Genomic DNA, 25,955 nt, shown 5'->3' with positions numbered 1-25,955 from the left:
GACAATTAATCTTGTTTGGACCGCCGGAATAATCCGGCGGTTTTTTATTTAACAATTTTTGGCGTTATAAGTTGATTTTAAATGGGTGATTTTCATAAAAAATTCCTATTTTTGCAACCTAAAATTTTAATCAATAATGAAGGTTACCGCACAAAACCATGATGACGTAAGTGCATTGCTTACAGTAACATTGGAAAAATCTGACTACAAAGAAAAAGTAGAGAAGCAGTTGATTAATTATGCTAAAAATGCGCAAGTTCCTGGATTCAGAAAAGGGAAAGTGCCTTTGAGTATGGTTAAAAAACAATATGAAGCAGGTATTGCATTTGAAGAAATCAACAGACAGGTTTCTGATGCATTGAACAACTATGTTAATGAAAACAAATTAAGATTAGTTGGTCAGCCTATTCCTCAGCCCGTAAACGAATTAGATTACAATGCTGATCAATTAGAAGTTGCTTTTGAAGTAGGATTTGAGCCTGAATTCACTATAGATTTAGCTAAATATGAAGCTCCTCACTACAAAGTAGAAGCTTCTGACAAAGAAATCGGTAAGAGTATTGAAAACATGCAGAAGCGTTTCGCTGAGCAGGTTCCTCAAGATAAAATCACTAAAGATTCTTACATTGCTTTAGAAGTTTCTCAGGTTGTGGAAGAAGATGCTGAAGGAGAGCACCACCACCACCCAAAAAACCTTACTATTACCGCTGAAAACAAAGAAGCTTTCAAATTGGTAAAAGGTTTGAAAATGGATGGATCTGTAAAAGTAACAAAAGAAACGCTTGCAGGTGACGAAGAATTAGCTAAAGAATTAGGATTCAGCAAAGAAGAAGTTGAACACCTACACCACAATGAAGTAGAAGTAAAAGTAAAAGATTTCTATTCATTAAACTTAGCTGAGCTTAATCAGGATCTATTCGATAAAGTATACGGAGAAGGAAATATCAAGTCTGAAGAAGAGCTTAAAGATAAAGTGAAAACTGAATTGGATGAGTATTTCCAACAGAATGCTGATGTTCACTTTGTGAATAAAGTATTGGAACAGGTGACTGAGAAAGAAGAAGTGAAACTTCCTGAATCATTCTTAGTGAAGTGGTTATTATTCTCTAACCAGAACATTCAGTCTGAAGAGCAGGCTAAAGAAATTCTTGAAGCTGAGAAAAACCAGTTGAAATATCAGATCATTGAAGGTAAATTGATGACTGAGAACGAAATCAACCTTGATTATGCTGACGTATTGGCTCAGGCTGAGCAGCTGGTAAAAAATCAGTTGGCAATCTACGGAATCCACCACTTAGGTGATGAAGAGATCCAGAAATATGCTGTTGAAATGCTGAAAGATCAGGAGCAGGTAAGACAAATTTCTTCTGAAGTAGCTATGGCTAAACTAAAAGATGTAATTCTTGAAAAAGCAAGTAAAAAAGAAACTAAAATTTCTCACGACGAATTTTTAGAAGAACTTAAGAAGTAATTATATCCGGATATAAATATTTGAAAACCGTCATTTTTTGGCGGTTTTTTATTATATATCTATACCTTAAAATTAATCAGTTATCATCACCAGGTACTTATCAATTACCATTCATCATTGATCATTCATTACTCATTATTTATTTGTATGTCCGCCAATATTCCTATATTTACTTTTTAAACTTTATTATAAATATGAAAAAGATCATCATTCCGTTTTTTTGTGCTGTACTTTTCTCAGTACCTGCAGCAGCTCAGAAAAAGGGAGCTGCATCTGCTAAAACAGAAGCTGTAAAATCAAAACTGACACCTAAAGAAGTTGTTGATAATTATTTCAAAGCATTAGGTGGGAAAGATAAACTGGACGCTGTAAAATCTACGATTACTGATAATACGGTTGGTGTGCAGGGAATGGAAATTCAAATGACTACAAAGAAATTAGGAAATAAATTCAAATCTGTACAATCTTTCATGGGGAAAGAAATGATTCAGCTGTTTGACGGAGAGAAAGGGTATTTTGATCAGATGGGAACTAAAACAGATATTCCTGCTGACAAGATTGCTGACCTGAAAAAAGGAAAACCCATTGATGCGTTAGCTTTTGATGCTTCTAATTTTCAGACTGTATCAACAGAAAAATTAAACGGAAAAGACTATAATGTACTGTCTTCTGATAAAGGAAAGTTTTATTTTGATGCAGGAACCGGACTTTTATATAAAACAGATGCCGGAGAAGGAAATGCTACCATCAAAAGTTATATGACTGTAGACGGAATACAGTTCCCTGCAGAAGTAGACGCTGAAGGCGGAGGTCAGAAAATGACAATTAAAACGACAAAAGTGGTGATCAACTCCGGAGTTACGGATGCAGATTTTAAATAAAAACTCTTTTTAAGATATAAAAAACCGGGAATTACCCGGTTTTTTTAATATATTAATATTTTTAACTCAAATTTAACTATGAAATAAATTGTGCAATTTCTTCACCTTGTGAATAATTGATACTTTTAGCGTGTAAATAAAATCAAATACCATGAGAAAAGTATTATCTTCATTTGCGGTCATCTTTCTGATGTCCTCGAATGCCTTTGCACAGAACATTCCGGTGGATCCTTCCGTGCGAATCGGTACCCTTTCCAACGGAATGAAGTACTATATCAAAAAAAACACATTACCTGAGAAAAAGGTGGATTTCCGCCTGGCCATCAATGCCGGCTCCATTCTTGAGGATGAGAATCAAAGAGGATTGGCCCATTTTATGGAGCACATGAACTTCAATGGAACTAAAAACTTTCCGGATAATAAGCTGGTTGACTTCCTGCAATCTATCGGAGTGAAATTCGGACAGCACCTTAACGCATATACAAGCTTTGACGAGACGGTTTATATGCTTCCGGTTCCCTTAGATAAACCCGGAAATCTGGATGCCGGACTGAAAGTAATGGAAGACTGGGCATTCAATGCAACACTTTCTGATGAACAGATCAATAAAGAAAGGGGAGTTGTGCTGGAAGAATTAAGATTGGGGCTTGGAGCAGATAAAAGGATGATGGATAAATATCTTCCGAAGTTTTTGTACAAATCACAATATGCAGAAAGGCTGCCGATCGGAAAAAAAGAAATTTTGGAAAACTTCAAACCCGATGTGATCCGAAAATTCCACCAGGACTGGTACAGACCGGATCTGATGGCGATTATCGTAGTAGGAGATATCAATGTAGATGAGATCGAAAAAAAGATCAAGGATAATTTCAGTAAATATAAAAATCCTTCAAATCCAAGAGAAAGAAAATCTTTTGATCTTCCCAATCACAAAGAAACTTTAGTAGCTATTGAAACAGATCCGGATGCTACCAATTCTATGGTACAGTTTATCATGAAAGATGCTGAGGCCTACAAACCGGATGTAACAATTGAACAGTACAATCAGAGCCTTATAGAAAACCTTTCAACCACAATGTTGAATAACAGATTGAGAGAACTGATCAATTCTACAAATCCACCGTTTACTTTCGGATCAGTATATCACGGAGGAACGTATGCAAGAAGCAAAGAAGCCTTCCAGGGGTTTGCCATGGTAAAAGAAGGAAATCAGCTGAATGCATTGAAAGTTCTGTTAGAGGAAGTAGAAAGAGCCAAAAGATTCGGTTTTACACAATCTGAACTCGACAGAGCAAAATCTCAGGTCCTTTCCAACCTTGAAAGATCTTATAACAACAGAGATAAAACAGAAAGTGATATGCTGGTAGGAGAGTATGTAAGAAACTTCCTGGAACAGGAGCCGATTCCTGGAATTGCGTGGGAATATGAAGATACCAAATCTTTCTTACCGTCTGTTACCCTGGCGCAGACCAACGAAGTCATCAAGAAAATGGTGAAGGATGACAGCAGGGTAATTGTGATCACCGGCCCTAAAAAAGACAATATAACCATGCCTACAGAAGCAATGGTTCTGAATACATTTGATGCAGTGAAAATGGCAGATCTTAAACCTTATGAAGAAAAGGCTACCATTAAAAATTTAGTAAAACCTTTCAAATCTGAAGGGAAAATTGCGAAAACAGAAACGGATGCCAAATTAGGGACAACAACCTGGACTTTAAGCAACGGGGCTAAAGTAACTTTCAAGAAAACAGATTTTAAAGATGATGAGATTGTATTTACAGCGAGAAGTTTAGGCGGAAATTCTATTATTCCTGATGCTGATTTTAATAAAACGCAGTTTGCTTTCTCAGCATTGTCAGAAGCTGGTGTTGGTGGATTTTCCAAAGCAGATCTTACCAATTATCTTGCCGGTAAACAAGTAAACGTGAATCCAATGGTAACTGCTCTCTTTGAAGGGGTTTCCGGAAGGACTACCCAAAAAGATTTGGGAACAGCGATGGAACTTATGTATGCCTATTTTACAAATCTGAACTATAATCCTGCTTCTTTCAATGCTTATAAAGAAAAGCAGTCTGCCATGCTGAATAATCTTTTGTCTAATCCACAGACTTATTTTGCGAGCGAACATGCCAAATTCATGAATCAGAAAAACCCTAGATTTATAGGTCTGTTCCCAATGGAGAAAGATTGGGCGAACACCGATTATAAAAAAGCATATGATATCTATAAAGAAAAATTTGCCAATGCAGGAAACTTCCATTTTTATTTTGTAGGAAATATTGATGAAGCGAAATTCAAAGACCAGGTGCTGCAGTACATTGCAAGTCTTCCTTCATCAGGAAAGGCTGGTATGTTCAAAGATACAGGATACAGACAGATGACCGGAGATTATACCAAGGTGTATAAAAAAGGTAAAGATCCGAAGAGTATGGTAACCATTTCTTATGCAGGAGAAGCTCCTTATAATGAAAAAGAAGCATTGGCTTTATCAGCTCTTGGAGAAGTGGCAACCATCAAAGTGATCGAAAAACTGAGAGAAGATGAAAGCGGCATCTATGGCGGAGGAGCAAGAGGAGGAATGAATAAAATTCCTTACAATTCCTACAATTTCAGCATCAGCTTCCCTTGTGGCCCTGAGAATGCTGAGAAGCTTACGAAAAGCGCTATTGCTGAGCTTCAGAAACTGATTGATAAAGGACCTGAGCAGAAAGATCTTGACAAATACAAGGAAGGAGAATACAATGACAATAAAACAGAACTGAAAGATAATATGTTCTGGATGAATGCTATTGCCAAGAATCAACTGGACGGAAGTGATAAGTACGATATCTTGAATTATCAGGATAAAGTAAAAGCGCTTACAGTAAAAGACCTTCAGGATGTTGCTAAAAAATACCTTACAAAAAGTAGAATTGTAGCGACTTTGATGCCGGAAGACGGATGGGAAAATGCTAAAAAAGAAGAGGCTAAAAAGGTAGAAACTGTGACGGTAAAAGCAGGAGCTGCCAACTAGTCAACTTTTTGCTGACAATAAGAAAACCGCAGATTTTTCTGCGGTTTTTGTTATTTAATTCAAATACGTATCAGGTTAAGAACCATATTCTTTTTTCCATTCATCAGCTGCTTCGCTCAGAACATTGTAGAATTCTTCGCCGTATTTTCTGATCAGCGGAGTTTTTAAGAACTTATATACAGGAACCTGAAGCTCTTTTCCAAGGGTACAGGCATCGCTGCATACATTCCACTCATGATAATTCAATGCAGTAAAGGCAGAATATTCCGTAACACGGATCGGGTAGAGGTGACAGGAGATCGGTTTTTGCCAGTCTACAGCACCATCTTCATACGCTTTTTCAATACCACATTTGGTAATTCCTTTTTCATCGAATGTTACATAGGCACATTCGCGGTTCTCCACCATAGGAGTAACATACATTCCGTCGTGCGGATCAGTAGTCCATGTTCCCTGTTCTTCAAGGGCTTTGATTCCTTCCTGGGTGAGGTAAGGTTTTATTTTATCAAAAATACTGTCCAATATTTCAAGCTCGCTTTTATCCAACGGAGCTCCTACATCTCCTTCCACACAACATGCACCTTTACATTTTGTAAGGTTGCAAACAAATTCTTCGGAAAAAATTTCCTCGGAAATCAATTTATCGTCTATCTGAATCATAATTTCTTAAAATAAATCAAAAACTGTACCTGCCTTAAAGGTAAGCAGGCTAATAATAATAAGCCATACACTGGCTTCACGCATCCAGTATTTAGGTAAAAATCTCATCATTCTGCTCAGGATAATGCTTGAAGGAAATGCCAGAAGAAGCAGGTATTCATAGCTTTTATTCATGTACAGGATAATAGAAATAAGCTGTGCTACAGAAAAGACCAATAGAAAGGTATATTTATACCTGCTTATCGGACTCTTCTTATTATAATTTTTAAAATGGTCATATACAGCATAAATAAGCATCAGAACCACGGGAATTAATGGCAGAAGTTCTGTGTAATCCGTTACCGGTTTCATTTTTCCAAATGGAAAATAATCGATATTCCATGATGTGAACTGTACAAAATACATGACAGAAAAATAACTGAATATAATCAAAACAATTCCCAGCAGAAATCTGAAAAGATTCAGTCCGATCTTGGCAGAGGTGGCAATCACGTGGATGATCACAAAAACAGCCATCGGCCAGGTAGTAGGGAGAAAAATAAAATTCAAAGCTACTATAGAGCCTACCAACACATAAGATTTTTTTCTGATATCCTCATCTGCACTGGTCAGAAGAAGGATAAGAAAAGAGTTGGTAAGCAGTGAAACGGCGATTCCTATATCCAGGTTCCCGGGGTATAGCCCGAAAATAAAAAAGGTATATAAGAATAAAGGCAGATGGGTCTGATAATTAAGAGCGATACTGTGAAAACAAAAATATCCCAAAGCAATTCCCAGAAAAGTTATTCCGGCAACAATAGCTTCGTAAGTGTTGAAATTCAGTATGTTAAATATTACGACTACTAAAAGAAGAAAACCAATATAAACAGGAATTGAAAAAATATTGCTTTCTTTTGAAAGTAATTTAAACATTTTTTATAAATTTGTACAAAGTTAATTTAAAAAAGGAAAATAATGACGTCTTTCTTTCTATTCTTAAGCAAAGTTTTCAAATGGTCTTTCGGTTTCTTTGATGCTTTCGGTAATGTTTTAAACTGGATTCTGTTTATCGTTTGCTGTGTACTGTTCACTTATTGGTGTTATGTACTGGTGGTTACACTAGGTGGTGACAAAGATAAAGACTATTATTCTCCAACGGAAGGTAAGCATCCTTACTACGATCCGAATATCTACAAAAAAGAAGGTTAATTAATTGGTTATATAGTAAAAAACCGATCAAACAATATGCTTTGATCGGTTTTTTTATTACTAACGATTAAAATTTTCTTTTCTTAGTCGTGAATCGGAAGTACCAGAACAGGAATGCTTGAACTTTTCGTAATTCCTTTTGTTAAACTTCCCACGAATACATCATAGATTCCGCTTCTGCCATGTGATCCCATCACAATATAGTCTGCATTTTTTTCTTTTGCATGTTCCAGAATAATATCTTTTGCAATTCCCTGTTTCAAAAGGTGTTCACAATCAATATCATGGCCGATGATTCTTTGCTCAATTTTATTAAGCTGTACCAGCTCTTCTCTGATTTCGTTGGCTTCCACTTCCGGAAAATATTGAAATCCCATATCACCAATGGCAAAGCCGATATCTGATGGCGCTACGTGGATCAGGTAAATTCTGCCGTTAAGCTGTTTTGCAAATTTTATGGCACCGTCTACCAGTTGGTCTGTCTTGTCCCCAAAATCTACGGGTAATACAATATTTATCATAACCTCTAATTTTGTTACCTAAAGGTATGAAAAATTTGTCATATTCTGATGTTAAATACTTATAATATTCGGATATCAAGGATTTTTTCTTCTTCAAGATAAGCTTCCAGGATATCATTTTCATTTACCTTTCCAACCCCTTTCGGAGTTCCTGTGAAAATAAGGTCTCCTACTCTTAACGTAAAGTATTGGGAGGCAAAAGCAATAATGTCGTCAAAGTTGAACATCATATCTTTTGTATTGCCATCCTGTACTTTCTCTTTATTTTTTAATAATGAAAACTGAAGGTTCTCCAGACTGAAATTTTCTTTTTTAAAGAAGTTGCTTACCACAGCAGAACCGTCAAAACCTTTGGCAAGCTCCCATGGAAGCCCTTTTGATTTCAGTTCGCTCTGAAGATCTCTTGCCGTAAAATCTATTCCCAAACCTATTTCTTCATAATGCTTGTGTGCTGTTTCTTTCTGAATATATTTTCCTCCCTTTGAAATTTTTAATACCACTTCAAGCTCGTAGTGGATATCATTTGAAAATTCAGGAATGTAAAAATCATTTCCTTTCAGAACGGCGGTGTCCGGTTTCATAAAAATAACCGGATTCTCTGGAATTTCGTTTCCAAGTTCTTTTGCATGCTCACTGTAATTTCTTCCTATGCAGATGATTTTCATAATTCTTTTATTTTATTTTTTTGACTTCGTCATTGTGAGGAACGAAGCCATCTTCCTTTTTATTGATACAGCTTAATGGATATTAATTTCTATTGGCTAATGGGTAAACTCATTCCCGCAATAATAACATTTGAATTTATGGCTCGTCAGAAAAGAAATTCCGAAGAAACTGGTGGCACTGTCGTCCCTGTAAATATGATTGGAACCACATTTCGGGCAGGCAAAGTCAAATTCGGGATCCTCAATGGTGTGTTCTACTTCCAGCGAATATTGTTCATTGTCTTTGTAATCCTGCAGAATCTGTTGGGCCTTTTCCATATCATCCTCAAATACCTGGAGCTGTATGCCGCCTACCGCCTGTGAGAGAAGCCAATCCGACTGGATGAGCTGCTCATTCGCAATGAAACTGTTAATCCCGTTTTCAGCCAGGATCTGTTTGTCCCTGTTAGCTTCAAGGGCAGTTTCATAAAATTTAAAACGAACTAGGTCAGACATATTTAAAATCTGCTTGAGAGTTGAATCTTTGTAAAAATTTTCTTGGTGTACAACGGAAAGTCAGCATTCTGCAGCCATCCGAAATACCCTAAATCTTTTTGAAACACTGCTTTCACACCCTGACCTTTATATTTTCCAAAGTTGAAAACTTCTTCCATTTTCTCGTTATATCCTATAAATCCGGCAAGATCTGCATTTTTATTATGGAACGTAAATTCACTTAGTGGTGCTATCTCATTCGGTATATCGTCATATTTTCCCACCTGCGCATCCAGAACTTCGAATGTTGCCATGACATCAGCTTCTGCAGAGTGTGCATTTTCCAGTGTTTTTCCACAGTAAAACTGATAAGCCGCCCCTAAATTTCTGGGCTCTTTTTTATGGAAAATAGTCTGTGCATCTACCAGTCTGAATTTGCTCAGATCAAAATCCATTCCTACTCTTAAAAGTTCTTCAGCCAAAAGCGGAACATCAAATCTGTTGGAATTAAAACCACCCAGATCACTACCTGATATCATTTCCATAATTTTAGCGGCAATATCCCTGAAAGTAGGAGCGTCTTTTACATCTTCGTCATAGATGCCGTGGATTTCACTACATTCCTTAGGAATCGGCATTTCCGGGTTGACACGCCATGTTTTGCTTTCTCTGGAAGCATCCGGGTTTACCTTTAAGATACAGATTTCAACAATTCTGTCTTTTCCGATGTTGGTCCCTGTGGTTTCCAGGTCAAAAATACAAAGTGGTTTATGGAGTTTTAAATTCATGTTGATGATTAATAATTTGAAATGTGTTCTATTGAAATATGTTATTTTAACTGTCCCTGAAAAATAAGAGACACCAATATATAATAAATAACAAGCATCGGGATTCCTACTACCTGAAATAAAGCCAGAATAATAATTCCCCCTGCCAGTAATACAATTTTAGGGTAGTTATCTTTTAACTGTTTTGATTTGAATTTCATCGCCATCATCTTGATCGGACTGATCAGAAGCCATGATGTAATAAGAGTCAGCAGAACCAATAGCAGTTCATTGTTAAATAAAAAGCTGAAAGTTCCGGTTTCCTTAAAGGCATAATAAAGACCAAAAAGTAAAACGGTATTGGTAGGCGTGTTTAATCCCTTGAAATAATAACGCTGTTCTTCATCAAGATTGAAGATAGCAAGCCTTAGACAGGAAAATACAGTAACAATAATCCCGATGTATTTGATGTCAAATGGAAAGTGAATCCCAAGAAGTTCAGTTCCAAAAGGTTCAAGTGCTTTATACATTGTAAGGCCTGGAATCACTCCAAAGCTCACCATATCGGCAAGAGAATCAAGCTGAAGACCAAGGTTGGAGTTTGATTTTAAAGCCCTGGCCACAAAGCCGTCAAAAAAATCGAAAATCGAAGAGAGAATAAGGCAGATTGCTGTTGTCTGATAATCTCCTAAAATAAGATGTATTGCACCTACACACCCCGCAAATAAATTTGCCAGGGTTAAGGCATTGGCCAGATTATTCTTTATAAAATCCATAAGCACAAAATTACAGTTTTTAAAAATTCTAACTCAAAATAATCTGAACTAAAAAATGCATTAAAGTGATTTTGATGTAAATTTGCCCCATGAAATTTTTAAAAGGATTTAGAAAACAGGAAGTTCTGGTATTGGTATACAGGATTTTTCTGGCCTATGTTTTTTATCAGATTGCCAGGCTTTTATTCTGGTATTTTAATAAAGATCTTATTAAAGTTGATTCCGTTTCAGAATATATAAAGCTGGCCTTTCATGGTACTGCTTTTGATACCACCGCTATTCTGTACGTCAATGCGTTATTTATACTTCTTAGTTTATTACCTTTGGTAATCAATACGAAGAACGTTTTTCAAAAAATACTTTTCTGGCTCTATTTTATCACCAATGGTATTGCCTATGCGATGAACTTCGGGGATTTTATTTATTATAAATTTTCCCAGGCGAGGCTTACTTCAGCGGTATTTCAGGTAGCAGAGCATGAGTCTAACGTTTATAAAACGCTGATGATTTCTGTTGGGCAGCATCCTTTTGTGCTGATCTGGTATGTAGTGCTGATGATTCTTTGGGTTTTCCTTTATAAAAAAGTAAAAGTAGAGGAGCTGAAACCTGCCAAGCTGCTTCCCTATTTTCTGACTTCCATTCTGACTTTATGTATTACTGCTGTATTGGTGGTGGGGGGAATCAGAGGAGATTTTAAACACAGTACAAGGCCTATCAATATGGTGGATGCTACGCGGTTTGTAACAAATCCACTGCAGGGAAATATGGTGTTGAACAGTACATTCTCATTTTTCAGAACTTTAAATACCAATAATTTTAAGGAAGTTCATTTTGTGAGTGAAAAAGACATCGAAGAGTATGTACAGCCTTATAAAGTGTATGACAGAAAAGTAAAAAACCGTCCCAATATTGTTATTTTCATTGTAGAATCTTTCAGCAGAGAATATTCCGGTGCTTTTAATAAAGACAAAAATATCAAAGATTATATTTCTTACACCCCGTTTATGGACAGTTTGGCTGGTCAGAGTCTTATTTTTCCCAATACTTTTGCAAACGGAAGACAGTCTATTCATGGGATGAGCAGTGTTTTGGCCGGAATTCCCAGTCTTACTGACGCATTTACGGGATCTCCATATTCCAATCAGAAAATTCAGTCTATTGTTTCTGTATGTAATGATCTGGGATATGATACCTCCTTTTATCATGGGGCACCCAACGGTTCAATGGGATTCCTTGGATTTGGAAATATTTTAGGATTTAAACATTATTTCGGAAAAACAGAATATAACCATGATGAAGATTTTGATGGCATGTGGGCGATTTGGGATGAACCTTTCTTGCAGTATTTTGCTAAAAATGTAGGAAAAAAACAACCTTTTATGACCACTGTATTTACCGCTTCATCACATCACCCTTTTAAAATTCCGGAAAAATATAACGGGAAATTTAAAAAAGGGAGGATAGAAATGCATGAACCCATCCAGTATACTGATTTCGCCATCAAAAAATATTTTGAAACTGCCAAAAAGCAGCCTTGGTTCAATAATACCATCTTTGTTTTTACAGGAGATCATACCAATCAGGTATATTATCCGGAGTATGAGAGAGCAATGAACCGTTATGCCGTTCCGTTGATTTTTTATTCTCCAAATCCTGAATACCAGCTTAAAGGAGTCAGTCAGGAAATTGCACAGCAGGCAGATATATATCCTACCCTGGCAGATCTTATCGGATATGATAAACCCATCAGAAGCTGGGGAAGAAGTCTGGTGAGTGATAAGAAGTATCCTTTTATTGTTGTGAACTCAGACGGAAGCACGGAGCAGTTCATGATCGGAAATTATATTTACCGTTTTGATGGAAAAGAATTCATAGGCGTGTATGACAAATCTGATCTGGGTCTTGAAAAAAATCTGATCAATGAAGTTAAAAATCCTGAAGTAGAACAGGGGAAGAAAACCGCAAAGGCCTGGTATCAGGATTATATGGATAGGGTGATTAACAGGAAGCTGTATTAGAGTGAAATGGTGAAAAGGTAAAACAGCAAAAACGTATAATTGCAAAAACATAACGGGCTGATTGAAATTTAGCTTTTTTACCTTTTAACGATTTTACTTTTTTATCCTCTTTATGCTTTGTATAATAAAAGTTTTTGTTTGTTGAAAATTAATTTATACTTTTATAAAATACGTAGACAAGAATATTGTATCAATTAAAACTATAAGAAATATGAAAAAAATATTGTTAACATTCGCGCTTTCTTTATTTAGTATGCTAACGTTTGCGCAGATAGAAGGAAAGTGGAAAACAATAGATGATGAAACAAAACAGGCAAAATCTATTGTAGAGATATTCAAGAAATCAGACGGAAAATATTATGGAAAAGTTTCCCAGCTATTGATCAAACCGGCTGAACCTAACTGTACTTCTTGTAAGGATGACAGAAAAGGAAAACCGATTTTGGGTCTTGAAATTATCAGAGGATTGAAAAAGGATGGTGATGAGTTTACCGGAGGAACCATTACTGATCCTAAAACAGGAAAAACGTACAAATGTACCATTACAAGAAGCGGAGATAAACTGAATGTAAGAGGTTACTTAGGATTATCTTTATTAGGAAGAACTCAGGTTTGGGAGAAATCTAATTAATTCAGGTTTATATAAAATTTAAAACGGCATTTCAGCAATGAAATGCCGTTTTTTTGTGAATGAAAATGTTGTGTAAAATTTTCGGAACCTGGAAAAACCATAAGTTCTAAGTAGAAAGAAGGAAAATTCATTTTAAATACAGTTAATATTATAACTTCTCATTGAAATGAGATGGCTTTTTATGATGTGTATCATAAAAAAACACTATTTTTGTAGTCTAAATTTTTCAAGAAAATATGGCAGAATATACTTTTCGTGAGGTAATTGCGCAGGCAATGAGCGAGGAAATGCGTAAAGACGAATCCATCTACCTGATGGGAGAGGAAGTTGCAGAATATAATGGTGCATATAAAGCTTCAAAAGGAATGCTGGATGAATTTGGTCCGAAAAGAGTAATTGATACACCAATTGCAGAGCTTGGATTTGCAGGGATCTCTGTAGGAGCTGCAATGAACGGTAACAGACCTATCGTAGAATTTATGACATTCAATTTCTCCTTGGTAGGAATTGATCAGATTATCAATAACGCTGCAAAAATCCGCCAAATGAGTGGTGGACAGTGGAACTGTCCAATCGTTTTCCGCGGCCCTACTGCTTCTGCAGGACAATTGGGAGCTACCCATTCCCAGGCTTTTGAAAGCTGGTATGCTAACTGCCCGGGACTGAAAGTAGTAGTACCTTCAAACCCTTATGATGCAAAAGGATTGCTGAAAACCGCGATTCAGGATAATGATCCGGTGATCTTCATGGAATCTGAGCAGATGTATGGTGATAAAATGGAAATTCCTGAAGAGGAATACTATCTGCCAATAGGAAAAGCAGATATCAAGAGAGAAGGTAAGGATGTAACTCTGGTTTCTTTCGGTAAAATCATGAAGTTGGCTATCCAGGCTGCTGAAGATATGGAAAAAGAAGGAATTTCTGTAGAGGTTATTGACCTTAGAACAGTTCGTCCTTTAGATTTCGATACTATTTTGGAATCTGTGAAGAAAACAAACAGACTGGTTATTTTGGAAGAAGCGTGGCCGTTTGGTTCTGTATCTTCAGAAATTACTTATATGGTACAGCAAAAAGCATTTGATTATTTAGATGCTCCTATCAAGAGAATTACTACTCCTGATGCACCTGCACCTTACTCTGCAGCATTGTTTGCAGAATGGTTCCCTAAACTTGAAAAAGTAAAAGAGGAAATCAAAAAAGCGATGTACGTAAAATAGTTATAGAAAAAAACTTCCGAAAGGAAGTTTTTTCATTTATTATATTCATGAAGAAAAATTCTTGACGTCATAAAATTAGTATAAATTTGCGCCTTTAAAATAAATTAAGCTGATATGGCAGAAGTTACAGAAGATGGTTACCACTTCGATCTAAAGAAACTTTCTTTTATAGGAGTTTTAGTGTCTCTAGGAATTGTTTTTGGAGATATTGGTACCTCTCCGCTTTACGTAATGAAAGCAATTGTGAATGCGAGATCTCAGGGGAGCAATATGCCTTTCAATGAATACATAGAAGGAGCTCTCTCCTGTATTATCTGGACCCTTACTTTGCAGACCACAATAAAATACGTGATTATTGCTCTGAGGGCAGATAACAAAGGTGAAGGAGGTATTCTTGCCCTGTTTTCACTGGTAAGAAACCTTAAGAAAGGATGGCTGTATCTCATTGCGATTATTGGGGCTGCAGCCCTTATTGCAGACGGTGTAATTACTCCATCACTGACGGTAATGTCAGCTATTGAAGGTCTTGAAATTTATAACCCACATACACCGGTGGTTCCTATTACCATCGGAATTCTGATTGCTATTTTTGTGGTACAGCAGTTTGGAACCAGCTTTATCGGAAAGTTTTTCGGTCCTGTAATGGTAGTTTGGTTCTTAGTATTGGGAGGTCTTGGAGTAATGCATTTAAGCGAGAATTTTGAGATTTTAAGATCATTCAATCCTTATTACGCATATAAACTGATTGTCAACTCACCAAGTGCAATTGTTATCTTAGGGGCTGTTTTCCTTTGTACAACCGGAGCAGAAGCACTGTATTCAGATTTGGGTCACTGTGGGGCTAAAAATATCAGAGTAAGCTGGGCATTTGTTAAGATCATGCTTATTCTAAATTATCTTGGACAGGGAGCATGGCTTTTGACTAATTATAACAAACCCGGATTCTCTGTTGTTAATCCGTTCTTCGGAATTATGGAAGAATGGATGATCATCCCGGGAGTAATTTTAGCCACAGCCGCTGCTATTATTGCCAGCCAGGCATTGATTACAGGTTCTTTTACCATATTCTCAGAAGCAATGTCCCTTAACTTATGGCCGAATCAGAAAATTGATTATCCTTCAGGGGTTAAAGGACAAATGTATATCCCAAGAATCAACTGGGGACTTCTTATCCTGTGTATCATTGTCGTTCTGCATTTCAAAGAATCTGGGAAAATGGAAGCCGCTTACGGTCTTTCCATTACCGTAACCATGCTGATGACAACAGTGCTGTTGGTATTCTGGCTGCTGAAACATAGAGTAAGCAAAGTTTTGATTTTGTTTTTCGCATTAGTCTATATGGCTATCGAATTAGGATTCTTCAGTGCGAACATCATCAAATTCATGGAGGGAGGATGGATTACCGTTGTATTGGCGGGTTCTATCGGAGTTTCTATGTATGCATGGTATAACGGAAGATTAATAAAAACAAGATTTATCCAGTTTGTCAAAATAGAAAAATATGTGTCTATTCTTAAAGACATGAAACTGGATGAAACCATTCCGAAATATGCCACAAACCTGGCTTATCTGAGCAGAGCAAAAAGAAACGATGAAGTGGAATCAAAGATTATTTATTCCATCATCAAAAAACAGCCAAAAAGAGCTGACCATTATTTCATCCTGAGCATCGTAAACCAGGAAGATCCATACACGTTCAGATATACCGTAGACGAAATTCTTCCGGGAACAGTATATAAAATCAATTTCCTCTTAGGGTTTAAAGTAGACCGTAGAATCAACGATTATTTCAATATGGTATTGAAGGATTTAATGGCAGACGGAACCATTCCTTCCAGAAGCAGTCATCCTTCTTTAAGAGCCCATGATATACCGCCGGATCTTAAATATGTAATCATAGATAACACCTATATCAACGATATTCTTTTAACTGTTAAACAGAAGATTGTTCTTAACATTTACAACTTTGTGAAGTATATCGGAAGTGATGACTTTAAGGCTTGGGGAGTATCTTCTCATAATGTTGAGGTAGAATCTGCACCGATTACAGAATTGACAGTTTATGATAATAAGATCGAGCAGTCCGGCTATTTCCGTCACAACTCTTAATCCTTTAGTATTTACCATAATATCTATTTAAATAAAATTCAATAAATTTGTAGATAATTTTTTTAATGGATACAGTACAAAAAGAAAAAAATATAGCTTTGATCAAGGATGTGTTGAGAAACTACTTATTAGAAAAAGGGTTTAGAAACACTCCTGAAAGATATACGATATTGGAAGAGATTTATAATATGGATCATCACTTCAACGTTGATGATCTGTATCTTCTGATGATGCAGAAAAAATATCATGTTTCCAAAGCAACGATTTACAACACTATTGAAATTTTCCTTGATGCAGGATTGATCCGTAAGCATCAGTTTGGAGAAAAGACATTGACCTCTTCATCTTATGAAAAATCTTATTTTGATAAACAGCATGACCACCTGGTGATCTACAAAAAAGATTCTGATAAAGAAATTGAAGAAATTATTGAATTCTGTGACCCAAGAATTCAAGGAATCAAAGAAGCCATTGAAGAAGCATTTGGCGTAAAAATTGATTCTCATTCGCTGTATTTCTATGGCACTAAGAATGACTAATTAATGAGAATAGCTTTTTTTCTGTTACTCTTTATTTCTACGCTAAGCTTTGCGCAGGATAAAACCCCTGTGAAGCGAGATCCTTATTTGCAGGCTCCTTCACCCACTCAGCCTAAACAGGTGAGACCTGAAGATAAAGTAAAGATCATCCATGCGGACGAGATCAAGAAAAACCCTGAAAAATACGATGGGAATCAATATTTTACCGGAAATGTTCAGATTGAACACCAGGGCTCCATTCTTACAGCAGATGAAGTTGTTCTGTATAATGAGGAAAATTTTGTAAAAGCAATAGGCAATACAAGACTTCAAAACACAGACGGTTCTGTAATTACTGCAGGAGAAATGGAATATGATGCCAATACCCAAAAAGGTGTTGCCAGGAAAAATGTAGTTCTTACCGATCCCAAACAAACCATAAAAACAGACATTCTGTATTATGACAGATTAGCCAATCAGGCTTATTTCAATACAGGAGGAACGATTTCTGACGGCCAGAATGTAACCTATGCCAAGGTAGGAACTTATTTCCTTAATACAAGAGTCGTAGACCTTACCGGAAATGTAAAAATTGAAACCCCTCAGTATACAATAGAAGGGCCTAATATTAAGCAGAATCAAAATACGAAAATTGCTGATTTTATAGGTCCTACAACTATTACCAGCAAAACCAATCCAAGAAACAGAATCTATACTGAAAAGGGGACTTATAAAATGGATACCAAGGAGGCTTATTTAAACAAAAACTCCAGGATCTTTTATAATGAGAAAATCCTTACCGGGGATGATATGTATTATAATCAGATTTCAGGATTCGGTAAAGCAACAGGAAATGTAACCCTTGATGATCCTAAGGAAAGGAGATATATAAAAGGAGGTTACGGAGAAATTTTCGAGAAGAAAGACTCTGCCATGATGACGAAAAGTCCTTATGCTGTAAAAGTAATGGAGAAAGACTCTATTTATTTTGCAGCTGAAAAAATCATCTCTTACCAAAGACCGGATTCCCTGGATGTCAAAGTGAAGAAAAGCTACCTGAGAGCCTTTAAAAAAGCCCGTATTTATAAATCCAATGCACAGGGAAGAGCAGATTCTATTGCTTTCAATGAAACGGACGGAATTATGCACATGTATACCAACCCTATTCTTTGGAGTGGTGAAAAACAGGTAACGGGAGATAAAGTGGAAGCTTACTTCAATACCCAGACAGAAGATATTGATTCTTTAAAAGTAATCGGAAATGCCTTTGCTATTAGTAAAGTAGACTCTCTGAATCTTAAAGATGAGTTCAATCAGGTCAAAGGAAAATTCATGACGGTATACTATGAAAAGAATGCCATTAAAGAAGCAAGAGTAGTAGGAAACGCCCAATCTATTGTCTATGTGGATGATACTGATCAGGAAACCAAAAAGCCGGAAAGAATAGGGATTACGCTTTCCACCTGCGGAATTATCGGAGCATTGTTTGAAGAAAGGGCATTACAGATTATTTCATGCAGTATCGGAGCGGCTTCAGATACCTATCCCATGAGTATGATAGAACCTTCAAAAAGGAAATTCCCGGATTTTAACTGGAATACGAAAGACAGGATCAGAAAATGGCGGGATATCCTCGTAGATAGTCCCAACAACGAAGAAATACAATATACAGCTGATAATGAGCTCTTCGATAAAGCCCAGAAAGCCATTGATGATGAAAGAGCAAAAGAAGAAGCTAAAAAGCCTAAACGAACAAGAAAATAATAAAATGACCAGTATTCGCTGGTCTTTTTTATGGATTAATTTTAACCTTTAATGAATCTTTTATAGCTTTGCTGAAATTTTTGGAGACAATGGAAATGCATAAAGATTTTTTTATATATCAGGCTCAAACCACAAAATTTGCGGCAGGTTTTGAAGTTGAAAAAGCAGAAGGAAGCTATATTTATGGTACAGACGGAAAAAAATACCTTGACTTTGTAGCAGGAGTTTCTGCCAATACGCTGGGGCATTCACATCCTAAGATCGTAAATGCAATCAAAGAACAGGCAGATAAATATCTTCACGTAATGGTATATGGCGAATACGCGCAGGAAAAACCTGTTGCCCTATGCAGACTGCTTGCAGAAGCCACTCCGGAGCCTTTAGAAGTTACCTATCTTGTAAACAGCGGCGCAGAAGCTATTGACGGAAGTTTAAAGCTGGCAAAAAGATATACAGGAAGAGAGGAAATTGTTTCCTTTAAAAATTCCTATCATGGAAATACCCATGGTGCCTTAAGTGTTTCAGGAAATGAGACCCACAAAAGAGAATTCCGTCCCTTACTGCCGATGGTTTCTTTTATCGAATTTAATAACGATGAAGATCTTGATAAAATCACGGAGAAAACTGCATGTGTAATCCTGGAAACCATTCAGGGTGCTGCAGGATTTTTGGTTCCTGCCCGAGACTATCTGATCAGATTGAAAAGAAGATGTGAAGAAGTAGGAGCACTTCTGATTCTGGATGAAATACAACCAGGATTTGGAAGAACAGGGAAGTTATTCTCTTTTGAACACTTTGGAATCGTTCCGGATATTCTGGTAATGGGTAAAGGAATGGGAGGAGGAGTTCCTGTAGGCGCTTTTATGAGTTCCAGAGAAATTATGGAAACCCTTTCACATTCACCAAAGCTTGGACACATCACTACTTTTGGAGGAAATCCGTTAATTGCGGCAGCAAGTTATGCTACCTTAAAAGAAGTTCTGGATAGTGGCCTTATGGATGAGGTGGATGAAAAAGAAAAGCTCTTCAGAGAACTTTTGGTTCATCCTAAAATCAAAAATATAAATGGTAAAGGATTGATGCTGGCTGTAAATCTAGGAACTCCTGAATATACGCTGGAAGTAGCCAAAAAATGTATGGAAAGAGGGCTTATTGTTTTCTGGCAGCTGTACAGAAATGAATACCTGAGAATCTCTCCGCCGCTCACCTTATCAATGGATGAAATCCGAGAAGGATGTCAGATTATCCTGGATATATTGAATGAAAATTAAAGTATAAACCTCTCCAGAAAGGAGAGTTTTTTTATGTTTAGCATGGCAGTTTTAAGCCTTAAAACTTAGTCTGATAAAGATTTGAATCCGGTGATAAATATCATACAGATTCTTTAAAAAAGTATTTGTTTTTTTGCGTAATAAAAAAATTAATTTATATATTGCGGGACGATAAAACAAAGATTATATGGCGAAACATAAAGTCCATTACGAATTTCCAATGCACTGTTTATCAGAGATTTTATATGAATATCTGGCGACTGCAGAGGGATTGTCTGAATGGTTTGCGGATGAGGTAACAGAGAAAGGCGATGATTTCTTTTTTAGCTGGGGCGGAGGGCCTGCTGAGAAGGCCACTTTGATCAGATATAAGCCTGAAGGTTTCGTGCGTTTCAGATGGGAAGAAGATGAAGGAACTAAAAACTTCTTTGAAATGACTATCGTTATAGATGATATTACAGAAGATCTCTCTCTTAATATTACAGACTTCTGTGAAGATGGTGATGAAGATGAAAACGCAATGTATTGGGAGAATCTTATTGAAAACCTCAGAATAAAATTAGGTGCAGCTTAATACTGTACTATATTAAATGATAAAACTGATGAACGATTTATCGTTCATTATTTTTTTGTAAATAAATCATATCAAAAATTGGAAAATCAATATTTTACATCAGACGAGTTAAATGTAAAGAACAGAGCATTTCTGTGGGGTGACTCAGTAAAGGTTTCTTTCTTTGTAAGAAATGGTAGTTTGATCATGGACGAAGAATGCTATTTTTTCCTGATGGCTTCCATGAGAAAGATGAGAATGAATATTCCTTTAACGTACACGCTGGAGTTTTTTCAGACACTTTTTCATAAAGATATTATTGAAGGTAAAGGAGTGAAAAACGGAATTGTCAATTTTCAGGTATTCAGGAATAATGATGGTATTATTTTGGCAAAATCCTCTGTCTCTTATTTTTATGAAGTAACAGAAATGGAGGATGTGCTGGCTGTTCATCGAAGGCCTCTGGAACTGGATATGATCAAAGAAATTAACGTTAATAACAACCTTTTGAGCAATATCAGGGTTCACTGTCCGGAAAATATCTACGGGGAGATCTATGCTCAGGAAAACGATCTTGACGATGTAATTCTCCTTAATCCGAATAAAAGAATTGCACGTACCACTACAGGAAATCTTCTTTTTTTGGAAGGTAATGTTATCAAAATACCAAGACAGACCGAAGGTGCTTACATTTCTCCTTTAATGGAAAATTTTGTTACTTTCTTACATAAAAATAATCTTGCCGATATCCAGGAACATGAGATTATTGCCTTTGAATCGCAGAAGGCCGAGGAAATTTTAATGATTTCTGAAGAGAAAGGTATATTTTCTGTAGGTAAAATAAGAAATAAGACTTTTGAAACCGCCCGTTTCTCAGAATTGGTAGCAAGCTGGAAGTCCGGTTTTAATCAATAAAAAAATTGACAAACCCGGTAAACAACAAAGTTCCAGAAGTCCTTTACCGGGTTTTATTCTGAGTAAATCAGAAATTGTTTTTTTTATTTAATACTCGTTGATAATTTCAACGAATTTCTGTGCGATTTCTTTCTGCCCTTTTTCACTGGTAATATAATTCCTGTTATCAGAATTATTGATGAACCCAAGTTCTACCAATACAGCAGGTGCTTTGGTTTCTCTTAGTATATGAAGATTGCGCTCTTCAATTTTACGGGCGTTGAATTTCTTGTAAATTTTCCCAGCCAATTCTTTTGAAACATCAGAATTCTGAACATAGACTTCAAATCCGTTGTCTGATCTTTCTTTTTGTGGAGAGTTGTTAACATGGAGGGAAATAACCATTTCAGGATTCAGCTTATTGATCTGCTCTGTTCTTTCAGATAGGGTAGGATAGCTGTCCGAATCCCTTGTTAGAATAACCTCATATTTATCCTGGTTTTCATTGATCTTCTGGATTTCCTTAGCAACGCTTAATGAAATATTTTTTTCCAGCACTTCACCATACGTTGCCCCAAAATCATTTCCGCCATGCCCGGCATCTATGACAATGTATTTTTTATTGGTAGGAGTAAATGATAAAAACGCTGTAGAAAATATTGATAAAGCAAGTAATGTAATACCTTTCATATCAGTGATTTTAGTTTTTTCAAAGAACGGAAAAACTTTCTTTAAAATTGGTTAAAAGAATCTTAAAGTTTGTTAATTGTCAATTTGATACGAAAAATATACTTTTTAATTGAGTGAAATGTCTTCAGGTGAATTGGCCCAAAGGAGAAATTCTCCTCCAAGATTCTGCATAATAGATTTCCAGAGTGTCTGATCGTTGGGAAGCGTATAATCCAGATTGTAAACATCCACTACCGTCCACATTTTTCTCTGCACTTCAGTATCCAGCTGGTTAGGAGACCATCCGGAATATCCTGAAAATATTTTAATATGTTCAATATTGAGTTCACCACTCAGCACAGCATTAATGATACGCTCTATATCTTCTGTAAGATAGTATTCATCAGTAATATCTGTATAGATTTCCGTGACTCTTTTGCCTTTTACAATGAAAAAAACTTTATCATTTTCTACAGGACCTCCATCATATACTTCAATTTTAAAGTCAAAGAAATCTTTGAATTTGCTACTCATCTGGCTGTTCTTTTTATTCAATATCAAACCAAATGCACCACTTTCATTGTGTTCAATAACCAATACTACCGATCTTGAAAAAATATCGCCGGAAATGTCAGGTGTCGAGATTAATATTTTACCTTTGTATGAGTGATTCATACTCAAATTTAATAAAAAAAAATTATGGAAAACCTGCACGACAAAAGAAAAGTGTATGAGAAATCCCAACTTATTGAAAGTGAGATCAAACAAAATCCAATAGAGCAGTTCAGAGACTGGTTTTTGGACGCAAATGAGAATCCGATGATCTCAGAAGCTAATGCTATGGCGGTTTCTACAGTGGAAGAAGATGGATGTCCGAGAACAAGAATGGTCCTTCTTAAAGCCTATACTCATGAAGGATTTATTTTTTATACCAATTACAGCAGCAGAAAAGGAAAAGCAATAGAAAACAACCATAAGGCCTGCCTGCATTTTTTCTGGCCTAATCTGGAACGCCAGATTATCATTAAAGCGGATCTTGAGAAAGTGGCTGAAAATCTGAGTGACGGGTATTTTCATTCGAGACCGAAAGGAAGTCAGCTGGGAGCTGTTGTATCTCCGCAGAGCCAGGTGATTCCCAACAGGGAATTTCTGGAAGATAAGTTAAGAGAGCTTGAAAAAGAATATGAAAATACGGAAGTTCCAAGACCTGCCCATTGGGGAGGGTATCTTGCAAGACCTTATGAAATAGAATTCTGGCAGGGAAGACCAAATCGTCTTCATGACAGGATTATTTATCAGCTTGAAGATCTTGACTGGAAAATTTCAAGATTGGCGCCGTAACGGAAAAATTACGAATTGCCAATAATATCTCAATAGAAGCGGGTTTTAATCCGCTTATTTTTATGGTGCATAATGATAGAGGCTTCAGTCAAAACTTATTCAGTTTGAACAGAATAATGACAACATTTGTCATATTAGATTACCTTTTAAGTTTTGGCTAAAGCCGTGGGAATTGATATTTATTTTTAAACGGGCTAAAGCCCGTTCCTATTGAATAATGTCTTTTTCAAATGTAATAGATTCTTTTTATGGCTAAATTTATTAATAGAGGCGGGTTTTAACCCGCTTATTTTTATGATGCATGATCTAAAGGCTTCAGCCAAAACTTAATACTTCTAAACCCCTTAAAACTTCTTAATGGTTTAATTCTCTATCATCATTTAAAATAAAAAAAGGCTGTTTCTAGAAACAGCCCTTGAATTTTTGTAATCTGAATGATTATTTTTTCTTAGCACCTGAAACTGCGTTTGATAAATCAGCTCCAGCTTTGAATTTAGCAACTTTTTTAGCAGCGATCTTGATCGGTTTTTTAGTTGCAGGGTTAATACCTTGTCTAGCTGCTCTCTCAGCTACTGAGAAAGTACCGAAACCTACTAGAGAAACTTTTCCGTCTTTTTTCTTTAAAGTAGTAGTTACGTTACCAATGAAAGATTCTAGAGCAGCTTTAGCTGCAACTTTAGTGATACCTGCATCTTTTGCGATTGCGTCGATTAATTCAGACTTGTTCATAATTTTTAATATTAAAGTTAGTTCGTAATTATAGCAAATATAGTACTATTTTCTAATTGTGCAATTTTTTTATTAAAACTTGTACAATTTTTTTGCTTTTCAGTGAAATCAGTTAAAATATGATAATTCTAATTTTCACAGAAAATCTACGTTACGGGTTACTAAAATCATGCCAAATGCTTATGTTTATTGACTTTAGCAAAAAGTAGATATTATTTCCTCTATTTATTAAATCCTAAATTTTGTATAAACAATTAATATTTTTAACCATATGATTATTAAATCTATAAGTAATTATTGTAATCCTTGTGTTTTGTAAAATTAAACCCCTGTGTTTGTGGGAGTTTTTTAATGAGAGTAAAGACCCGATTTATTAATTTTTATTAATAAATTTGCAACATGTTAATAGAAGTTTTCAAGTCCAAAATCCATAGGGTGAGAGTAACTGCCTCTGACCTTAATTATATAGGGAGTATAACGATAGATGAAGATCTTATAGAAGCTGCCGGCCTGGTAGTAGGAGAGAGGGTCTATATCGTCAATGTGAATAATGGAGAACGTTTTGATACGTATGTGATCAAAGGGAAAAGAAAATCTGGAGAAGTATGTCTGAACGGGCCTGCTGCGAGAAAAGTACAGAAAGATGATATCATTATCATTATTGCTTATGCACAGATGACACCTGAGGAAGCAAAAGATTTCCAGCCAAAAATTGTTTTCCCGGACGAAAAAACAAACCTTCTTACGTAGTACATGGAGAAAATATCAAAAAGTCCAGTAAAAACAATAATTACAATAGTAATATCGCTTGCTTTTGCAGGCTTTTTTTTATGGCTTGCTTTAAGAGGGCTTGATTTTAAAACTATTCAGAAATCTCTGGCAAAAGCCAATTATCTTTGGGTGCTGTTGGCTTCCGTATTTGGGCTTCTTGCCTATGGGTTCAGAGCGATCCGCTGGAATCTGATGCTGGAACCTTTGGGGTACAGGATTTCAAATTACAATGCGTTGTGGTCAATATCTTTCGGTTATCTGATGAATCTTACGATCCCTAGAAGCGGTGAAGTGGCAAGAGCTACTGCTTTGTATGGAGTAGAGAAGGTGCCTGTAGACAAATCTTTTGGAACTATTATTCTGGAAAGGGTAGTAGATCTTATCTGTATGCTTGGTTTCTTAGGACTGACTTTACTGTTTAAATATGAGGCTATTCTGTCATTCTATAAAAATTCAGGAATCAATATGAACCCCAACAAGATCATGCTGGCTCTGTCAATTCTGATTGTAGGGACAGTTCTGTTTTTTGTATTTAAAAAGAAGCTTTCAGGAATTCCGTTTTTAGGAAAAGTGGTCGGTTTTATCGATGGCATTTTTCAGGGACTCACATCAATATTTAAATTAAAAGAAAAAGGAAAGTTCATCCTTTATACATTAGGAATCTGGATTTGCTATTATCTGGCTGCTTATCTTGTATGTTTTGCTCTTCCTGAAACATCTGCATTTACCTTCGCAGACGGTTTTTTTATTATCGTAGTAGGAACATTGGGAATGATTATTCCTGCCAGTGGGGGGATCGGAGCCTATAATCTTGCTATGAAATACGGTTTTATGGCACTCTTTATCTCTGTAGGGAAAAGTGCTGATTTCGGAGGTGAAATGGGACTTACCTATTCCTTTATTTCTTTACCGCTGCAAATTGTAATTATGTTGGTCATGGGCTTGATTTCTATTCCTATGCTGGCAAAAGCAAGAAATGTGGCTGTTGCAGATAAAAACTTTGAAAATTAAGGCTCAACACACTTTTTTATACTATACAAGGTTCAATTTT

General features: G+C 36.2%; 26 protein-coding genes. 16 read left to right on the top strand and 10 right to left on the bottom strand.

The annotated features are described in order from the left end of the window. Positions 1-136: 136 nt before the first annotated feature. The 3 genes from CRS_RS15765 to CRS_RS15755 all read left to right on the top strand — a co-directional run bounded on the left by CRS_RS15765 (position 137) and on the right by CRS_RS15755 (position 5,368). Positions 137-1,471 carry a trigger factor gene (locus tag CRS_RS15765; protein ID WP_142724976.1) on the top strand — a complete coding sequence of 445 codons (1,335 nt, stop codon included), beginning with the start codon at positions 137-139 and terminating at the stop codon, positions 1,469-1,471. Between the two features lie 194 nt (positions 1,472-1,665). Then, entirely contained in the window at positions 1,666-2,352 is a 687-nt protein-coding gene (locus CRS_RS15760; RefSeq protein WP_142724975.1) for a hypothetical protein, read from the top strand. Positions 2,353-2,503: 151 nt separating this feature from the next. Beyond that, complete coding sequence (locus CRS_RS15755; protein WP_142724974.1) at positions 2,504-5,368, top strand: pitrilysin family protein; 2,865 nt, start codon at positions 2,504-2,506, stop codon at positions 5,366-5,368. Positions 5,369-5,443: 75 nt separating this feature from the next. Here CRS_RS15755 and CRS_RS15750 read toward each other — a convergent pair whose 3' ends face one another. Together CRS_RS15750 and CRS_RS15745 are read right to left on the bottom strand one after the other, a co-directional pair. Beyond that, on the bottom strand, positions 5,444-6,028 hold the full coding sequence (locus CRS_RS15750; RefSeq protein WP_142724972.1) for a DUF3109 family protein: 585 nt from the start codon (positions 6,026-6,028) through the stop codon (positions 5,444-5,446). A gap of 6 nt (positions 6,029-6,034) precedes the next feature. Further along, a complete protein-coding gene (locus CRS_RS15745; RefSeq protein WP_142724970.1) occupies positions 6,035-6,940 on the bottom strand; it encodes a DUF6427 family protein in 906 nt (301 codons plus the stop codon). A 42-nt stretch (positions 6,941-6,982) separates the two neighbouring features. On the opposite strand from CRS_RS15745, the gene CRS_RS15740 reads away from it, so the two are divergent. Continuing rightward, on the top strand, positions 6,983-7,216 hold the full coding sequence (locus CRS_RS15740; RefSeq protein WP_002976854.1) for a hypothetical protein: 234 nt from the start codon (positions 6,983-6,985) through the stop codon (positions 7,214-7,216). An 83-nt stretch (positions 7,217-7,299) separates the two neighbouring features. Here CRS_RS15740 and CRS_RS15735 read toward each other — a convergent pair whose 3' ends face one another. From CRS_RS15735 to CRS_RS15715, 5 genes are all read right to left on the bottom strand, one after another. After that, positions 7,300-7,737: a universal stress protein gene (locus CRS_RS15735; protein ID WP_142724969.1), complete on the bottom strand. Its 438-nt coding sequence runs from the start codon at positions 7,735-7,737 to the stop codon at positions 7,300-7,302. Positions 7,738-7,796: 59 nt separating this feature from the next. Continuing rightward, entirely contained in the window at positions 7,797-8,402 is a 606-nt protein-coding gene (locus CRS_RS15730; RefSeq protein WP_142724967.1) for a fumarylacetoacetate hydrolase family protein, read from the bottom strand. A 96-nt stretch (positions 8,403-8,498) separates the two neighbouring features. Beyond that, positions 8,499-8,897: a DUF2007 domain-containing protein gene (locus CRS_RS15725; RefSeq protein ID WP_142724966.1), complete on the bottom strand. Its 399-nt coding sequence runs from the start codon at positions 8,895-8,897 to the stop codon at positions 8,499-8,501. Between the two features lie 2 nt (positions 8,898-8,899). Next, positions 8,900-9,664 carry a 3'-5' exonuclease gene (locus CRS_RS15720; protein WP_131435691.1) on the bottom strand — a complete coding sequence of 255 codons (765 nt, stop codon included), beginning with the start codon at positions 9,662-9,664 and terminating at the stop codon, positions 8,900-8,902. 41 nt (positions 9,665-9,705) lie between these two features. After that, the gene (locus CRS_RS15715; RefSeq protein ID WP_142724964.1) at positions 9,706-10,419 is read right to left on the bottom strand and encodes a phosphatidylcholine/phosphatidylserine synthase; all 714 of its coding nucleotides are present in this window, start codon (positions 10,417-10,419) and stop codon (positions 9,706-9,708) included. Positions 10,420-10,508: 89 nt separating this feature from the next. On the opposite strand from CRS_RS15715, the gene CRS_RS15710 reads away from it, so the two are divergent. The 9 genes from CRS_RS15710 (at position 10,509) to CRS_RS15670 (ending at position 21,415) form a co-directional block, all read left to right on the top strand. Continuing rightward, complete coding sequence (locus CRS_RS15710) at positions 10,509-12,437, top strand: LTA synthase family protein (RefSeq protein ID WP_142724962.1); 1,929 nt, start codon at positions 10,509-10,511, stop codon at positions 12,435-12,437. A 211-nt stretch (positions 12,438-12,648) separates the two neighbouring features. Next, on the top strand, positions 12,649-13,068 hold the full coding sequence (locus CRS_RS15705; RefSeq protein ID WP_142724961.1) for a DUF2147 domain-containing protein: 420 nt from the start codon (positions 12,649-12,651) through the stop codon (positions 13,066-13,068). Between the two features lie 236 nt (positions 13,069-13,304). Beyond that, positions 13,305-14,285: a pyruvate dehydrogenase complex E1 component subunit beta gene (locus tag CRS_RS15700; RefSeq protein WP_101239556.1), complete on the top strand. Its 981-nt coding sequence runs from the start codon at positions 13,305-13,307 to the stop codon at positions 14,283-14,285. Between the two features lie 114 nt (positions 14,286-14,399). Continuing rightward, the gene (locus CRS_RS15695; RefSeq protein WP_142724959.1) at positions 14,400-16,394 is read left to right on the top strand and encodes a KUP/HAK/KT family potassium transporter; all 1,995 of its coding nucleotides are present in this window, start codon (positions 14,400-14,402) and stop codon (positions 16,392-16,394) included. Between the two features lie 65 nt (positions 16,395-16,459). Further along, the gene (locus CRS_RS15690) at positions 16,460-16,933 is read left to right on the top strand and encodes a Fur family transcriptional regulator (RefSeq protein WP_027374694.1); all 474 of its coding nucleotides are present in this window, start codon (positions 16,460-16,462) and stop codon (positions 16,931-16,933) included. A gap of 3 nt (positions 16,934-16,936) precedes the next feature. Then, positions 16,937-18,676, top strand: coding sequence for an OstA-like protein (locus CRS_RS15685; RefSeq protein ID WP_142724958.1), 1,740 nt, complete (start codon positions 16,937-16,939; stop codon positions 18,674-18,676). Positions 18,677-18,771: 95 nt separating this feature from the next. Beyond that, complete coding sequence (locus CRS_RS15680) at positions 18,772-19,947, top strand: aspartate aminotransferase family protein (RefSeq protein WP_142725011.1); 1,176 nt, start codon at positions 18,772-18,774, stop codon at positions 19,945-19,947. A gap of 187 nt (positions 19,948-20,134) precedes the next feature. Next, entirely contained in the window at positions 20,135-20,521 is a 387-nt protein-coding gene (locus CRS_RS15675; RefSeq protein WP_002976884.1) for an START-like domain-containing protein, read from the top strand. 78 nt (positions 20,522-20,599) lie between these two features. Beyond that, complete coding sequence (locus CRS_RS15670) at positions 20,600-21,415, top strand: aminotransferase class IV (protein WP_142724956.1); 816 nt, start codon at positions 20,600-20,602, stop codon at positions 21,413-21,415. 87 nt (positions 21,416-21,502) lie between these two features. Here the strand turns inward: CRS_RS15670 and CRS_RS15665 are convergent, their stop codons facing one another. Together CRS_RS15665 and CRS_RS15660 are read right to left on the bottom strand one after the other, a co-directional pair. After that, positions 21,503-22,084, bottom strand: coding sequence for an N-acetylmuramoyl-L-alanine amidase (locus CRS_RS15665; RefSeq protein ID WP_142724955.1), 582 nt, complete (start codon positions 22,082-22,084; stop codon positions 21,503-21,505). 105 nt (positions 22,085-22,189) lie between these two features. Further along, positions 22,190-22,738: a YqgE/AlgH family protein gene (locus CRS_RS15660; protein WP_142724954.1), complete on the bottom strand. Its 549-nt coding sequence runs from the start codon at positions 22,736-22,738 to the stop codon at positions 22,190-22,192. 24 nt (positions 22,739-22,762) lie between these two features. Here CRS_RS15660 and pdxH point away from each other — a divergent pair, with 24 nt between their 5' ends. Next, positions 22,763-23,404, top strand: a complete 642-nt coding sequence (gene pdxH / locus CRS_RS15655) for a pyridoxamine 5'-phosphate oxidase (protein ID WP_142724952.1) — start codon at positions 22,763-22,765, stop codon at positions 23,402-23,404. A gap of 438 nt (positions 23,405-23,842) precedes the next feature. On the opposite strand, the gene CRS_RS15650 is transcribed toward pdxH, so the two are convergent. After that, positions 23,843-24,133 (bottom strand): HU family DNA-binding protein, encoded by a 291-nt coding sequence (locus CRS_RS15650; RefSeq protein WP_002976900.1) that lies wholly within the window; start codon positions 24,131-24,133, stop codon positions 23,843-23,845. Between the two features lie 399 nt (positions 24,134-24,532). Between CRS_RS15650 and panD the strand changes: the two genes are divergently transcribed. Continuing rightward, on the top strand, positions 24,533-24,883 hold the full coding sequence (gene panD, locus CRS_RS15645) for an aspartate 1-decarboxylase (RefSeq protein WP_002976902.1): 351 nt from the start codon (positions 24,533-24,535) through the stop codon (positions 24,881-24,883). Positions 24,884-24,886: 3 nt separating this feature from the next. Continuing rightward, positions 24,887-25,915, top strand: coding sequence for a lysylphosphatidylglycerol synthase transmembrane domain-containing protein (locus tag CRS_RS15640; RefSeq protein ID WP_142724951.1), 1,029 nt, complete (start codon positions 24,887-24,889; stop codon positions 25,913-25,915). Positions 25,916-25,955 lie beyond the last annotated feature (40 nt).

This window comes from Chryseobacterium sp. ON_d1, from assembly GCF_006829085.1.
Classification (GTDB): Bacteria; Bacteroidota; Bacteroidia; order Flavobacteriales; family Weeksellaceae; genus Chryseobacterium.
The sequence above is the reverse complement of the archived record's forward strand: the minus strand, read 5'-3'. Positions and strand labels throughout refer to the sequence as shown.

Excerpts from the sequence above, each read along its gene's own strand:
- CRS_RS15765 (WP_142724976.1), top strand. The coding sequence starts at position 137 with ATGAAGGTTACCGCACAAAACCATGATGACGTAAGTGCATTGCTTACA.
- CRS_RS15760 (WP_142724975.1), top strand. The coding sequence starts at position 1,666 with ATGAAAAAGATCATCATTCCGTTTTTTTGTGCTGTACTTTTCTCAGTA.
- CRS_RS15755 (WP_142724974.1), top strand. The coding sequence starts at position 2,504 with ATGAGAAAAGTATTATCTTCATTTGCGGTCATCTTTCTGATGTCCTCG.
- CRS_RS15750 (WP_142724972.1), bottom strand. The coding sequence starts at position 6,028 with ATGATTCAGATAGACGATAAATTGATTTCCGAGGAAATTTTTTCCGAA.
- CRS_RS15745 (WP_142724970.1), bottom strand. The coding sequence starts at position 6,940 with ATGTTTAAATTACTTTCAAAAGAAAGCAATATTTTTTCAATTCCTGTT.
- CRS_RS15740 (WP_002976854.1), top strand. The coding sequence starts at position 6,983 with ATGACGTCTTTCTTTCTATTCTTAAGCAAAGTTTTCAAATGGTCTTTC.
- CRS_RS15735 (WP_142724969.1), bottom strand. The coding sequence starts at position 7,737 with ATGATAAATATTGTATTACCCGTAGATTTTGGGGACAAGACAGACCAA.
- CRS_RS15730 (WP_142724967.1), bottom strand. The coding sequence starts at position 8,402 with ATGAAAATCATCTGCATAGGAAGAAATTACAGTGAGCATGCAAAAGAA.
- CRS_RS15725 (WP_142724966.1), bottom strand. The coding sequence starts at position 8,897 with ATGTCTGACCTAGTTCGTTTTAAATTTTATGAAACTGCCCTTGAAGCT.
- CRS_RS15720 (WP_131435691.1), bottom strand. The coding sequence starts at position 9,664 with ATGAATTTAAAACTCCATAAACCACTTTGTATTTTTGACCTGGAAACC.
- CRS_RS15715 (WP_142724964.1), bottom strand. The coding sequence starts at position 10,419 with ATGGATTTTATAAAGAATAATCTGGCCAATGCCTTAACCCTGGCAAAT.
- CRS_RS15710 (WP_142724962.1), top strand. The coding sequence starts at position 10,509 with ATGAAATTTTTAAAAGGATTTAGAAAACAGGAAGTTCTGGTATTGGTA.
- CRS_RS15705 (WP_142724961.1), top strand. The coding sequence starts at position 12,649 with ATGAAAAAAATATTGTTAACATTCGCGCTTTCTTTATTTAGTATGCTA.
- CRS_RS15700 (WP_101239556.1), top strand. The coding sequence starts at position 13,305 with ATGGCAGAATATACTTTTCGTGAGGTAATTGCGCAGGCAATGAGCGAG.
- CRS_RS15695 (WP_142724959.1), top strand. The coding sequence starts at position 14,400 with ATGGCAGAAGTTACAGAAGATGGTTACCACTTCGATCTAAAGAAACTT.
- CRS_RS15690 (WP_027374694.1), top strand. The coding sequence starts at position 16,460 with ATGGATACAGTACAAAAAGAAAAAAATATAGCTTTGATCAAGGATGTG.
- CRS_RS15685 (WP_142724958.1), top strand. The coding sequence starts at position 16,937 with ATGAGAATAGCTTTTTTTCTGTTACTCTTTATTTCTACGCTAAGCTTT.
- CRS_RS15680 (WP_142725011.1), top strand. The coding sequence starts at position 18,772 with ATGCATAAAGATTTTTTTATATATCAGGCTCAAACCACAAAATTTGCG.
- CRS_RS15675 (WP_002976884.1), top strand. The coding sequence starts at position 20,135 with ATGGCGAAACATAAAGTCCATTACGAATTTCCAATGCACTGTTTATCA.
- CRS_RS15665 (WP_142724955.1), bottom strand. The coding sequence starts at position 22,084 with ATGAAAGGTATTACATTACTTGCTTTATCAATATTTTCTACAGCGTTT.
- CRS_RS15660 (WP_142724954.1), bottom strand. The coding sequence starts at position 22,738 with ATGAATCACTCATACAAAGGTAAAATATTAATCTCGACACCTGACATT.
- pdxH (WP_142724952.1), top strand. The coding sequence starts at position 22,763 with ATGGAAAACCTGCACGACAAAAGAAAAGTGTATGAGAAATCCCAACTT.
- CRS_RS15650 (WP_002976900.1), bottom strand. The coding sequence starts at position 24,133 with ATGAACAAGTCTGAATTAATCGACGCAATCGCAAAAGATGCAGGTATC.
- panD (WP_002976902.1), top strand. The coding sequence starts at position 24,533 with ATGTTAATAGAAGTTTTCAAGTCCAAAATCCATAGGGTGAGAGTAACT.
- CRS_RS15640 (WP_142724951.1), top strand. The coding sequence starts at position 24,887 with ATGGAGAAAATATCAAAAAGTCCAGTAAAAACAATAATTACAATAGTA.